A 12,808-nucleotide genomic window follows, 5' to 3' on the forward strand; every position below is an offset into this window, starting at 1 on the left:
ACGGCGAAATATGTTTTCGACGCAGAATCGTTAAGACAGGCGAAGCGTGATGGCACCCAGAACGATGAGCGCCGCTGCGGCAAAACGCGGTAGCCCCACTTTTTCCTTCAGCACAACCGCAGAAATGATCATGCCGAAAAGAATGGCGGTTTCGCGCAAGGCGGCCACTACGGCTATCGGTGCCATAGTCATTGCCCAGAGCGCAAGCCCGTAGGAGCCGAGAGTCCCGACACCGCCGATCAACGCCGGACGCCAGCGATTGCGCATATAGCTGATGAAACGGTCCGGTTCGCGATAGAGCGCCCAACCGGCAAGCGGCACAGCATTGATGACAAACAACCACAATGTATAGGAAAGTGGCGCACCGGACGCCCGCACGCCAAGACCATCGATGATGGTGTAACCGGCAATAAAGCCAGCATTGGTCAATGCCAGAATGGCCGTGCGGCTGGAGGTGCCCCGATTGCGCCGCCTTGCTTCCAGCGCCATGGCCAGCACACCCGAGCAAATGAACACAATTCCGAGCCAGCTTTTCCAGCCCATGACCTCGCCGACCAGCGGCGCACTGACCAGCGCGACGAGCAAGGGCGGCGTGCCACGCATGATCGGGTAGGCCTCGCTCATATCGCCGGATTTATAGGCCGCCGCCACCAGTGACATATAGAAAGTCTGGGTGACGGTGGACATCAGGATATAGACCCAGCTCACCGAGTTCGGCATCGGCAGAAATGGCACGATGAACAGAGCGATGAAACCGGCAGCGCCGGTTACGCTGGCGGCTGCGAAAAACTTGTCGCCGCTGCTTTTGACGATAGCGTTCCAACTCGCGTGAAGAAACGCGCCAAAGAGGACGATCAGAAGGACGCCACCGGACATTGCAAGCTCGACTCAGGTGAAGATGCGGTTGGTGACCGCTGTATGTCACATTTATGACAGCCAAGGCGAATCGGAAATTCGCATCGCTCTTGCCGAAAACCACAAGCCGTGAAACAAGCGCGATCATGAACTATCGTCACGCCTATCACGCCGGAAATTTCGCGGATGTCGTCAAGCACGTCATCCTCGCCCGTATCATTGATTATCTGAAGCGCAAGGATCAGGCCTTTCGCGTCATCGATACCCATGCGGGCATCGGGCTTTACGACCTGAAAGGTGTGGAAGCGGGCAAGACCGGCGAATGGACGGGCGGCATTCACCGCCTTGTCGATGCGGTCGACAAGGGCCAGATCGAACCGGCAGCGCTGGAACTGCTCGCGCCGTATCTCGATGCAGTGCGCGCGGTAAATGCGGACGGCAAGCTCCGCCATTATCCCGGCTCGCCTTATGTGACGCGACATCTGTTGCGCAAGCAGGACCGTCTGTCGGCGCTGGAACTGCATCCGCAGGACGCGGCCAAACTGGCAAAGCGTTTCGACGGCGATTATCAGGTGCGCGTCATTGAACTCGACGGCTGGCTGGCAATGGGCGCGCATCTGCCGCCCAAGGAAAAGCGCGGCCTCGTGCTGGTCGATCCGCCTTTCGAGATAGAAGGCGAGTTCGACCGTATGGTGGATGGTCTCGCGAAAGCGCACAAGCGCTTCGGCGGCGGCACTTATGCACTCTGGTATCCCGTAAAGGATCGCAAGGAAACCGAGCGTTTCGCCAAACGACTTTATGAAACCGGTATCCCGAAAATCATGCAGATCGAGCTGGCGATTCGCGCGCCATCATCCGAACCGCGCCTTGATGGCACCGGCATGATCGTCGTGAATCCGCCCTATACACTCGAAAGTGAGATGCAAACGCTGCTTCCCACCCTTACGAAACTGCTAGCCGAAGAAAAGGGAAGCAATTTCAGTGTTCGGTGGATACGCGGCGAGACGGATCGCACTTGACCGCTGCGGCCTGCTGAAAGAAACTGCGCGAAGCAAAGCTTCGGCTATCACAGACATAAGCGCGCGCTTCGCGTTCGCATTTTGGGACAGGATAGAGACATGCAACTTACCTCGGGCAAACTGGATCGCTTCGGACGCTTTTCGCGGGCCGCCCTCTTCGCCGCCTCCGTCCTGCCGCTAACCTTTGCAGCCCTGCCCGCCAGCGCTGCGGATTACCTTCAGTCCGCCCCAGCTGTTGTCGACAACACCGTCTGCAACCAGCAGAGCGTGCTGCGCTCGGTGGTCTCGCGTTTCGGCTATCAGGTGCGCCATGTGCCCGAACTGCCGCAGGTTGGCATTTCTGCCATGAGCGATGTGCGCCTGACCCGCTTTGAACCGAAGACAAACCCGGCTGAGATCGAACGCACCTATTGCAAGGCCACCGCCGTATTGAGCGACGGCCAGTATCGTTCGGTCTGGTATCTGATCGAAGAAGGTCAGGGTTTTGCCTCTGTCGGCCGCAACGTGGAATTCTGCGTTGAAGGCTTTGACCGCTGGTATGTCTACGACGCGCCAAGCTGCCGCGTCCTCCGCTGACCTGACCGGAGGTCCCATGCTGCGAAGACTGGCGGCTGTCCCAAGCGCTTTGCTTTCGGTTGCCCTGATGGCAACGACAATCTTGTCGGGTGCAGCCTTCGCTGACGACCGCGACAGCGGCGATGTGCCCGGCGATTTCGACTTCTATGTGCTGTCGCTTTCGTGGTCGCCGAGCTATTGCGCGTCGGAGGGCCGCCGCGCCAACAAGCAGCAGTGCAACACGCAGCGGCCTTTTGGCTTTGTGGCGCACGGTCTGTGGCCGCAGAATGAATGGGGCTATCCGGCCAATTGCCAGCTCGACAATGATCGCAGCCGCGGCGGCTATGTCCCGCGCCAGATCATTTCCAGCCTTTCAGACATCATGCCTGCTGCCGGATTGATCGGGCATGAATGGCGCAAGCACGGAAGCTGTTCCGGCCTGTCGCAGACCGACTATTTCGGCACGCTTCGCAAAGCCTATGATCAGGTCAATATCCCACCGAGCCTGCGCAGTGTGAGCGGCAATCGCCGGGTTGACCCGATGCTCGTCGAAAACGCTTTCATCGCTGCCAATCCGGGCATGAAGGCCAACGGCATTTCCGTCACGTGCCAGCGCAACTATCTTCAGGAAGTGCGCATCTGCATGACGAAGGATCTTCAGTTTCGCGCCTGCCAGGAGGTCAACAACAACTCCTGCCGCAGCCGTTCGGTCATGATGCCGGCAACCCAATAATCTTCATTCTCAGGAATCAAACATGACGCAGATTCTCTATTCACCCGCTTCGCCTTATAGCGCGAAGGTGCGTATGGCCGCGCATTATGCAGGCGTCCCTTTTGAAAGCGTGGTCGTGAACACGTCGGCAGAGCCGGAGAATCTCGTCACCGCCAATCCGCTCGGCAAGATTCCAACCCTCGTCACGGACGACGGCAAGGCAGTTTTCGACAGCCGCGCCATCACGCAATATCTGAACCGCGTTTCCGGCAACAAGCTCTTCCCACGTAATGCGGAAAAGCGCACCGATGCCGAGCGTTATGAAGCCATTGCTGATGGTCTGGCTGACGTTCTCCTCGCACATGTCTACGAACGCCGCATGCGCCCGGAAGAGAAAATCCACCAGCCTTGGCTGGATCTGCAATGGCGCAAGGCAGAGCGCGCGCTCGACCTGCTCAATGAAGCTCCGCCCCGTCTGGCGGGCAAGCTCCATGCGGGCCATATCGCCGTCGCTGCAACGCTTGGCTATCTTGCGCTGCGCTTTGACGGCAAATGGGAGCGCGGACGTCCGAAGCTCAAGCGCTGGGTCAAGCGTTTTCAGGAACTGCATCCGGAACTCACGGCCCTGCTGCCGCAAGGCTGAGTTCATGGCTAAGCCTTCTTTATGAAAACAAGAACGCCCCGGACGGCAGCCGCTATCCGGGGCGTTTGCGTTTTTGGCGATTAGAGCATTTCCAGCAAAAGTGCGTAGCGGTTTTGCGTAGGATAATGCGTAGAAACAAATAGATAGAGCGGTTCCACGATTCCGTTTTAAACGGAACCGCTCTAGTGGTTGCCGTCCAGGGCCTTCAGGATGCGGTAACCGGCCTTGATCCGTTCTTCATTCGGATAGTTGCGGTTTGCAAGCATCACAATGCCGATCTTCTTAGCCGGCACAAAGGCCACATAGGCACCAAAGCCGCCGGTCGAACCGGTCTTATTGAGCAGCATGTCGTCTGACGGCTGCATTGGCGGATCGAGCTTTTCGATTTTGTGCGATTTCATCGCCATGTCGGAGGTGTTGCCACCAAGTAGCGTTTTCAGGCTCAGCGGATAGGTGTACCGCTCCCAGCCGAGGCTCTGTGTCATGTCACCGACCTTGTAGTAGCCGGTATGTGTGGCCGCTACGGCCTTTTGCATCGGCTGATCAAGCGATGCGCTGTCCATATTCAATTGCACAAAACGAATCAAATCCGGTGCGGTGGTTTTGATTCCATAGGCCTGCGCGTCGAATGCACCGGGAGACACGCGGATCGGCTTGTTGGCTTTCGAATAGCCATAAGCGTAATTCTTCATCTGGCTTTCAGGCACATGAATGAATGTGTGCTTCAGGCCAAATGCCGGAATAAGCTTGTTTTCCATCACCTTGTCGAAGGTCTCACCCATGCTTTGGGCTGCAAGATAACCGAACAGACCGATACTCGGATTCGAATAACGTCGTTGTGTTCCCGCCGGATAATCCGGCTTCCAGTTCTTGAAATAGTCGATCATCGTCTGGTGATCGGTGACACTGTCTGGAAACTGCAAGGGCAAACCGCCAGCCGTATAAGTGCCAAGATCAAGCATCGAGACCTTATAGAAGCTGCTGCCCTGCAATTCAGAAGCGTATTTCGTCGCCACGTCGCCTGATTTGAACGCGCCTTCCGCAAGTCCCAATCCGCCAAGCGTGGCGGTAAAGGTCTTGGAGACGGAACCGATCTCGAAGATCGTGTCTTCGGTCACCTTCTGTCCACTTTCTTTCGAGGCGACGCCATAGCTGAAAATGTAGGTCTCACCGCCAGCCGTCACGGCCACGGCCATGCCGGGAATCTTGTGCTCAGCCATGACAGGCTTGATCGTTTCATCGACCAGATGCCTGATTTCTTTCTCGCTCAATGCGCCCGCAGCCTGTGCAGATACACCGGACAACAGGCTGGCGACGGTGACCATGCTCAAAGCGGAAACGGTAATTTTTCTCATGACTTATACGCCATCCTCATCGTGAAGCGATTTTTCCACTGCTCTGGGGGCATGCGGTGGAAATCATTGTTTTCTCATGTGAAATAACGCGCGTTAGCCCTGATGCGGGTGAATTGAAATCAAAACCCGTCTATCCGGCACTCTCGATATAAGCGAGCTATACGTCCGAAACAAACGACGTTATCTTGGCTCTGACATTAGAAAAATTTGGGTATAGCGATGGTCCGGCCTCATCTTCCGCTCAATGCACTACGCGCCTTCGAAGCTTCCGCTCGCCATTTGAGTTTCACCAAGGCGGCAATCGAATTGTGCGTGACACAGGCCGCCGTCAGCCATCAGGTGAAAAGCCTTGAGCATCGCCTCAATGTCACCCTGTTCGAGCGCCTGCCGCGTGGATTGTTGCTGACCCATGAAGGGGAAACGCTGCTGCCCACCTTGCGCGAGGCCTTTGACAATATCGCCGGGACACTGGAACGTTTCGAGGGCGGACATTACCGCGAGGTTCTGCGCGTCGGCGTTGTGGGAACGCTGGCGGTCGGCTGGCTCATCCCTCGCCTGCGCGATTTTCAGACCACGCATCCATTCATCGATTTGCGGCTTTCAACCAACAATAATCGCGTCGACATCGCGGCTGAAGGACTGGATTTTGCGATTCGATTTGGGTCCGGCGCCTGGCATGGCGTCGATGCGATCCGGCTGCTGGAAGCGCCGCTTTCGCCCTTGTGCATTTCAGACATAGCAAACCAGCTGAAAACACCATCGGATCTGACACGACAAACGCTGCTCAGATCTTACCGGGCTGATGAATGGTCGCAATGGTTTGCTGCTGCAGGCGTCACTGGAGACATGCCGCTGCCGAAAAGCATCATGTTCGATTCATCGCTGGCGATGATGGAGGCCGCGATACAGGGCGCGGGCATAGCACTTGCACCGCCGTCAATGTTTACCCGGCAGCTTCATGCTGAAACAATTGTTCAGCCCTTCCAGCAAACAGTGACGATGGGCAGCTATTGGCTGGCGAGGCTTCAATCTCGCCCGGAAACAAACGCCATGGCCTCCTTCCGCAAATGGCTGGTCGATATGGCACGGCAGGAAGGTTATTGACCGGACGAGCTTTCGGCAAAGAGCACTTTAGACAACAAAAAACCGGGCAGTTGCCTGCCCGGTTTTCCGTGTTCAATTATCAGATAATTAGAACTTGTAGCCAACGCCGACGCGGATGTCGTGGGTGTCGAGCTTGTTGCTGACGGAAGCGCCGCCAAGGTCGTAGTCCTTGTTACCGAACTGGGTGTAGCGATATTCGACGCGGCCCAGGATGTTTTCGGTCAGCTTGGCTTCCATACCGGCACCAGCAGTCCAACCAACGCGGAACTTGCTTTCGTCGTCGCCATTGCCGCTGAGCTTAACCTGCGAACCGGCAACACCACCGGTGATGTAAGGCATGATCGGGTTCAGGTCGTAGCCGAGACGTGCACGCAGCGAGCCTTCGAAGCCCTGCTTAACTTCCAGACCGTCCTTGGACTTCTTGGCCCAGGAGTAACCGGCGTCACCTTCAACACCGTATACGAACTGGTCCTGCTGGAAGTTCCAGCCAGCGTATGCGCCAGCCTTCCAGTCGTCAGGCTTTACGGTGCCAACAGCGTCGGTCTTGGCCTTGTTCCAGCCGTAGCCGAGGTACAGACCGGTGTAGCCGCCAGCCCAGGTGTTCTGAGGAGCCATTTCGACCGGAGCCGGAACAGGAGGCTGTTCCTGAATGGCGTCAGCAGCAAAGGCAGTCGCAGAGAACGGCAGCAGCGCAGCCGAGGCGATTACGAGAGACTTAAGAGTGCGCATAGCATTCTCCTTACACAAATTACGTTTGACACGGTCCCTTATCGGGCGGGCAGCATGTTGGGAGTTGAAACCGCCCATGCCGTGCTGATGGGGAGGAGGTATCGTCGGTAATTGCGGCACGAAATGCCCGCTTCTGTGAAGAAAACCTGACGAGAAAATGGCAAAAATGCGATGTTGCATTCTCGCAACGCCAACCTTTTGTGACTATATAAGCGGGTGCGGATTGTTGCGGGGCAATCAACTCGCACCCTCGCCACGAGAAGCACCTGAAATTGCTACTATTTTGTCAGCAGCCGACCCGCTTGGCGCTATTAATGGATGCAATTTCATGAGCAAAATGGCATGAAAATCACGAGAGAATCTCGATAAGAAAGTGTTTACCGTGTTGAACGATCAGGAAGTCAGCCCGCTTGCAAAATGTCCGGTTCTTGTGACGGGCGGCGCGCGGCGCATCGGAAAGGCGATTGTCGAAGACCTCGCTGCCCATGGCTTTCCTGTAGCGATCCACTGCAATCGGTCGGTTGACGAAGGACAGACTCTGGCCGACGCCATTCTTGCTGGCGGCGGCAACGCCTGTGTCGTTCAGGCTGACCTCGCATCCGAACAGGATGTGCGCGGTCTTATTGCGAAAGCCGAGCGCCAGCTTGGGCCGATCCGCCTGCTCATCAACAATGCGTCCTTGTTTGAGGATGATCGGGTTGGTGATCTCGACATGGCGTTGTGGGACAGGCATTTCGCGATTCATCTCAAAGCGCCGGTCATTCTTTCGGAAGCCATGGCCAAGGCCTTACCTGAAACAACCGATGGGTTGATCGTCAATGTGATCGACCAGCGCGTCTGGAAGCTCAATCCGAACTTCTTCTCTTATACGCTGTCCAAGACAGCGCTTTGGAATGCGACCCGCACGCTTGCGCAGGCACTGGCGCCGCGCATTCGCGTGAATGCGATTGCACCGGGGCCGACCCTGCCAAGCGAACGGCAGCGCCCAGGCGATTTTGAACGGCAAGTCAGCAAGGTGGCCTTGCAGCGTGCGCCAGAATTGCCGGAATTTGGTCGTACAGTGCGTTACTTCTGGGAGAATCGTTCCATTACCGGCCAGATGATTGCGCTCGATGGCGGGCAGCATCTGGCATGGGAAACCCCCGACATCGCAGGAATCACGGAATGAGCGGCAACCGCAAAAACCATGACGATACCAGTACGAACTTGCCGTCCGACGACGAGCAGGACGTGGCCGGTATTATCATTGGCGATGCGGAAGCCGACGATGATGAAGACAGCGACGACACGGGTTCCGAAATTGTTGCTGCGCCTTCCATGGCCGACCAGATCCAGTGGGATTCGTCGGACGGGCTGCCGGATACGGCAGGTCTTAGCGGCCAGGATATCATCAACGCCTTCGTCAAACGCCTGCCGAACAATCCCGGCGTCTATCGCATGTTCAACAGCGATGGCGACGTTCTTTATGTCGGCAAGGCGCGGAATCTCAAAAAGCGCGTTTCCAATTATGCACGCGGCATAGCCCATTCGAATCGCATCGTGCGGATGATCCGCGAGACTGCGATGATGGAATTCGTCGTGACGCGCACGGAAACCGAAGCGCTGCTGCTCGAAGCGAATCTGATCAAAAGATTGCGCCCGCGCTTCAACGTGCTGATGCGCGACGACAAGTCGTTTCCCTATATTCTTCTGACCGGCGACCATCGTGCGCCCGGCATTTTCAAGCATCGCGGTGCACGCTCGCGCAAGGGCGATTATTTCGGCCCCTTCGCCTCGGCGGGCGCGGTGGGACGCACGATCAACGCGCTGCAACGCGCCTTCCTGTTGCGCACCTGTACGGATTCGGTGTTCGAAAGCCGCACCCGCCCTTGTTTGCTGTTTCAGATCAAGCGCTGCTCCGGTCCCTGCACGCACGAAATCAGCGATGCGGATTATGGAGAGCTGGTCTCCGAGGCCAAAGCATTCCTGTCCGGCAAGAGCCAGTCGGTGAAAGACCATCTGGCCACCGCCATGCAGGCGGCGTCTGCCGATCTCGATTTCGAACATGCTGCGGTCTATCGCGATCGTCTGGCAGCACTTTCGCATGTCCAGTCGCATCAAGGCATCAATCCGCAGACAGTCGAAGAAGCCGATGTTTTCGCCATCCATCAGGAAGGCGGCATGACCTGTATTCAGGTCTTCTTCTTCCGCACCGGCCAAAACTGGGGCAACCGCGCTTATTATCCGAAGGCCGACAGCTCGCTTGGACCGGCGGAAGTTCTGGGCGCATTCCTGTCGCAGTTCTACGACGACAAGCCCTGCCCGCGCCTTGTGCTTTTGTCCGAGGCCGTGGAAGAACAAGCGCTAATCGCCGAGGCGCTTTCCACCCGCGCCGGTCATAAGGTGCAGGTCAATGTGCCCCAACGCGGCGAGAAAAAAGATCTTGTCGATCACGCGCTGACCAATGCGCGTGAAGCACTGGGCCGCAGGCTCGCCGAAACCTCATCACAGGCGCGTCTGTTGCAAGGCATGGCGGAGACATTCGGTCTTGCACGCACACCGCGCCGCATCGAGGTCTACGATAACTCGCATATTATGGGCACGAACGCTGTCGGCGGCATGATCGTCGCCGGACCGGAAGGCTTCGTCAAAAACCAGTATCGCAAGTTCAATATCCGCTCGACCGATATCACGCCGGGCGACGATTTTGGTATGATGCGCGAAGTGATCGAGCGTCGCTTCTCAAGACTGGTGAAGGAGCACGGCGCGCCGGATGAAGCGCCCGATCCGGAAAACCTTGAAACCTCTGAAGTGCCTGAAGTGAATGACAGTTTCCCGGCCTGGCCCGATGTGATTCTCATTGATGGTGGACAGGGGCAAGTGGGGGCTGCGCGTCAGATTCTCAATGAGATGGGTATCGCCAATCTCGTCAATGCAATCGGCATCGCCAAGGGCGTGGACCGTGAAGCGGGACGCGAGCGGTTTTTTGTGGAGGGCAAGCAGCCTTTCACCCTGCCCCCGCGCGATCCTGTTCTTTATTTCATCCAGCGGATGCGCGATGAAGCGCACCGCTTTGCCATCGGCACGCACCGCGCGCGGCGCAAGAAGGAGATGGTCAAGAACCCGCTCGATGAAATTGCGGGAATCGGTCCGTCGCGCAAACGCGCTTTGCTCCATCATTTCGGAACGGCAAAAGCGGTTTCGCGTGCAGCTATGGAGGACCTGATGCAGATCGACGGCATATCGGAGGCAATGGCACGCACCATTCACGATCATTTTCGTGACCGGTGACGCAATTTTGATGCGCTTTTGCGCGCCAGCGTCATAAGGTCCGAGCAGAACACCTGCACAAGTGTTGATTTTATTGATCATCCCTGTTGATGTGCACAAAATAACGGTTACGGCGGAACAATGCAGAACAAACATACCCTCTCCTTGCCCAACATTCTCACTTACGGACGGATTGTCGCCGTGCCGCTTGTGGTGTTGTGCTTCTTTGTGGAGGGGCGTCTCGAATCCAGCGACTTCGCCCGCTGGACCGCTCTTGGCCTGTTTATCGTCGCCAGCATCACCGATTTCTTCGACGGCTATCTTGCGCGTATCTGGAAGCAGACCTCGACGATCGGGCGCATGCTTGACCCGATCGCAGACAAGCTTCTCGTATCTGCCATTCTGCTGCTTCTGGCTGCCGATGGCACTATTGCCGGTTGGACCCTGTGGGCGGCAATCATCATTCTGTGCCGCGAAATTCTGGTTTCGGGCCTGCGTGAATATCTCGCGGAACTCAAAGTCAGCGTGCCCGTCTCACGTCTTGCGAAGTGGAAGACCACAGCGCAGATGGTTGCGCTGGCCTTTTTGCTGGCCGGCCCTGCCGGTGATAAAATCATGCCCTATGTAACGGAACTGGGCATTGTCCTGCTCTGGATCTCGGCGATCCTCACGCTCTATACGGGCTGGGATTACTTCAAGGCAGGCCTCAAGCACGTGATGGATTAAGCTCGTGAGCGTCAAAGTCGTCTATTTCGCCTGGGTGCGGGAGAAAATCGGCAAGGGTGAAGACCTCATCGTCCTACCCGCCCCGAAAGTGACGGTCGGCGAACTCATTAGCCAGCTGAAAACCCGTGGCGAAGAATATGAAGCCGCTTTCGAGCATGGCGACGTTATCCGCGCGGCAATCAATCAGGAACATGCCGAACATAATGAATTCATCCAGGACGGGGACGAGGTCGCTCTTTTCCCGCCCATGACGGGTGGCTGAGATGGGCGGGCAGCCGATTTGCCCGCTGTTCGTCAGCGTTCGCGAAGATGATTTCGACGCGACGGCGGAAGTGGAAAAACTTCGTGGCGGACGCAAGGATATCGGCGCCATAGTCACCTTCTCCGGGCTTTGCCGGGATGAAAATGGGCGCCTTTCCGCGCTAGAACTCGAACATTATCCCGGAATGGCGGAAGCCGAGATCAGGCGCATTGCCGAACAGGCGATGGCGCGCTGGCCGCTTCTGGGCATATCCGTCATCCACCGTTACGGGCTGATCAGGCCCGGCGACAATATCGTGCTCGTTGCGACCGCATCGGCGCACCGTCTTGCCGCTTTTGAGGCAGCCTCTTTTCTGATGGATTTCATGAAGACCGGTGCGCCGTTCTGGAAGCGCGAACATCTCACTGACGGCGCCCCCGATGGCTGGGTCGCGGCCAAGGATGACGACGACTTAAGTCGAAAGCGATGGGACAAATCGCAAAATACTTGATCCGTCCGATCAGCGCCTTGATCTATTTGCAGAAAACTCTGTTTCTCTTTAAGCAAGAATTAACTATTTAAACCCCTAAAATACAGTGTAATTTGGGTGGCACTTACTTGTGCTGCCACAATTTTCACATGAAGATTTCATTATTGTCTGCGGATTGAATCAAGCTCCTGTCGGACGCGGAACGCGGACGGAGCGACGGGCACGGCAACACTGCCACAATAGGGCAATATTCCTGGTTGTGCAGGAATGAGGTTTCGGACTTTAAGAATGCGAAAACTACTGAAGAGCACTCTTTCAATTGCCACGGCACTCGTGGTCGGCCTTGGCGCGCTTGGTGGCGCAGCCTTGTTCCTGACCACGTCCATGCCGACGAGCAGCATTGCCGCTGAAAAAACAGTCAGTGGCAAGGTCATGTATCGCGAACGCATCGCTCTGCCGCCGGAAGCCAAGCTGACGGTACAGCTTGCAGATATCTCGCTTGCCGATGCGCCGTCCCAGACGATTGCCGAAACCCGCATCGAATCCGCACAAGGATCGCCGATCCCCTTCGCGATCAATTTTGACACAGACAAGATTCAGCCGGGCCATACCTATGCCCTGCAGGCCCGCATCACTGCTGGCGATACACTCTGGTTCGTCAACGACCAGAATTACACCATCGATCCCACCAATCCCGGCACTCCGATTGAAATGCGCGTCGTCATGGTGCGCAAGAGTGCAGACGAGACCGTATCCATCGGCATTGAAGGCAAGGACTGGCTGGCGGAAGACATTCAGGGCGGCGGCGTCATTGACAATGCCCAGACCACACTGACGGTTACCCCCGACGGCTCTGTCAGTGGTTCCGGCGGCTGCAATCGCTATTTCAGTAAAGCGACGGTGACGGGCGAAACGATTTCCTTTGCCGATGTCGGTTCGACCTACATGCAATGCCCGCCAGCACTCATGAATCAGGAACGTAAATTTCTCGATACATTGACGAAAACGCGGTCCTACAAGATCGATACCGTGGGTAAACTCGTCCTTCTTGATCAGGACGGCAAAGAGATCGCGACACTGGCGCAGAATCTCTGATTTAATTTACGAGAAGATACAAAAAAGCCGGGCGC

At 56.7% G+C, this 12,808-nt stretch carries 14 protein-coding genes; 11 read left to right on the forward strand and 3 right to left on the reverse strand.

Annotated features, from left to right (window positions below; all coding sequences use genetic code 11):
• Positions 1-30: 30 nt before the first annotated feature.
• Positions 31-876 (reverse strand): DMT family transporter, encoded by an 846-nt coding sequence (locus FHW00_RS16880; protein ID WP_078340754.1) that lies wholly within the window; start codon positions 874-876, stop codon positions 31-33.
• A 125-nt stretch (positions 877-1,001) separates the two neighbouring features.
• Here FHW00_RS16880 and FHW00_RS16885 point away from each other — a divergent pair, with 125 nt between their 5' ends.
• The 4 genes from FHW00_RS16885 to FHW00_RS16900 all read left to right on the forward strand — a co-directional run bounded on the left by FHW00_RS16885 (position 1,002) and on the right by FHW00_RS16900 (position 3,784).
• Complete coding sequence (locus FHW00_RS16885) at positions 1,002-1,874, forward strand: 23S rRNA (adenine(2030)-N(6))-methyltransferase RlmJ (protein ID WP_078340770.1); 873 nt, start codon at positions 1,002-1,004, stop codon at positions 1,872-1,874.
• 99 nt (positions 1,875-1,973) lie between these two features.
• On the forward strand, positions 1,974-2,450 hold the full coding sequence (locus FHW00_RS16890) for a hypothetical protein (RefSeq protein WP_078340753.1): 477 nt from the start codon (positions 1,974-1,976) through the stop codon (positions 2,448-2,450).
• A 16-nt stretch (positions 2,451-2,466) separates the two neighbouring features.
• Positions 2,467-3,162, forward strand: a complete 696-nt coding sequence (locus tag FHW00_RS16895) for a ribonuclease T2 family protein (RefSeq protein WP_078340752.1) — start codon at positions 2,467-2,469, stop codon at positions 3,160-3,162.
• 22 nt (positions 3,163-3,184) lie between these two features.
• Positions 3,185-3,784 (forward strand): glutathione S-transferase, encoded by a 600-nt coding sequence (locus FHW00_RS16900; RefSeq protein ID WP_078340751.1) that lies wholly within the window; start codon positions 3,185-3,187, stop codon positions 3,782-3,784.
• A 182-nt stretch (positions 3,785-3,966) separates the two neighbouring features.
• On the opposite strand, the gene ampC is transcribed toward FHW00_RS16900, so the two are convergent.
• A complete protein-coding gene (gene ampC, locus FHW00_RS16905) occupies positions 3,967-5,139 on the reverse strand; it encodes a class C beta-lactamase (RefSeq protein ID WP_078340750.1) in 1,173 nt (390 codons plus the stop codon).
• Between the two features lie 219 nt (positions 5,140-5,358).
• On the opposite strand from ampC, the gene FHW00_RS16910 reads away from it, so the two are divergent.
• Complete coding sequence (locus FHW00_RS16910; protein ID WP_078340749.1) at positions 5,359-6,243, forward strand: LysR family transcriptional regulator; 885 nt, start codon at positions 5,359-5,361, stop codon at positions 6,241-6,243.
• Positions 6,244-6,330: 87 nt separating this feature from the next.
• On the opposite strand, the gene omp25 is transcribed toward FHW00_RS16910, so the two are convergent.
• Positions 6,331-6,972 (reverse strand): outer membrane protein Omp25, encoded by a 642-nt coding sequence (omp25, locus tag FHW00_RS16915; protein ID WP_078340748.1) that lies wholly within the window; start codon positions 6,970-6,972, stop codon positions 6,331-6,333.
• A 382-nt stretch (positions 6,973-7,354) separates the two neighbouring features.
• Between omp25 and FHW00_RS16920 the strand changes: the two genes are divergently transcribed.
• From FHW00_RS16920 to FHW00_RS16945, 6 genes are all read left to right on the forward strand, one after another.
• A complete protein-coding gene (locus FHW00_RS16920; RefSeq protein ID WP_078340747.1) occupies positions 7,355-8,140 on the forward strand; it encodes an SDR family oxidoreductase in 786 nt (261 codons plus the stop codon).
• Positions 8,137-10,242: an excinuclease ABC subunit UvrC gene (gene uvrC / locus FHW00_RS16925; protein ID WP_078340746.1), complete on the forward strand. Its 2,106-nt coding sequence runs from the start codon at positions 8,137-8,139 to the stop codon at positions 10,240-10,242. Before FHW00_RS16920 ends, uvrC begins: the two co-directional genes overlap by 4 nt.
• A gap of 120 nt (positions 10,243-10,362) precedes the next feature.
• Entirely contained in the window at positions 10,363-10,947 is a 585-nt protein-coding gene (gene pgsA / locus FHW00_RS16930; protein ID WP_078340745.1) for a CDP-diacylglycerol--glycerol-3-phosphate 3-phosphatidyltransferase, read from the forward strand.
• A gap of 4 nt (positions 10,948-10,951) precedes the next feature.
• The gene (gene moaD, locus FHW00_RS16935) at positions 10,952-11,209 is read left to right on the forward strand and encodes a molybdopterin converting factor subunit 1 (RefSeq protein WP_078340744.1); all 258 of its coding nucleotides are present in this window, start codon (positions 10,952-10,954) and stop codon (positions 11,207-11,209) included.
• A gap of 1 nt (position 11,210) precedes the next feature.
• A complete protein-coding gene (locus tag FHW00_RS16940) occupies positions 11,211-11,699 on the forward strand; it encodes a molybdenum cofactor biosynthesis protein MoaE (RefSeq protein ID WP_078340743.1) in 489 nt (162 codons plus the stop codon).
• 267 nt (positions 11,700-11,966) lie between these two features.
• Positions 11,967-12,773: a YbaY family lipoprotein gene (locus FHW00_RS16945; protein WP_078340742.1), complete on the forward strand. Its 807-nt coding sequence runs from the start codon at positions 11,967-11,969 to the stop codon at positions 12,771-12,773.
• Positions 12,774-12,808 lie beyond the last annotated feature (35 nt).

The organism is Ochrobactrum sp. P6BSIII (assembly GCF_014138065.1).
In the GTDB taxonomy this organism is placed as follows: Bacteria; Pseudomonadota; Alphaproteobacteria; order Rhizobiales; family Rhizobiaceae; genus Brucella.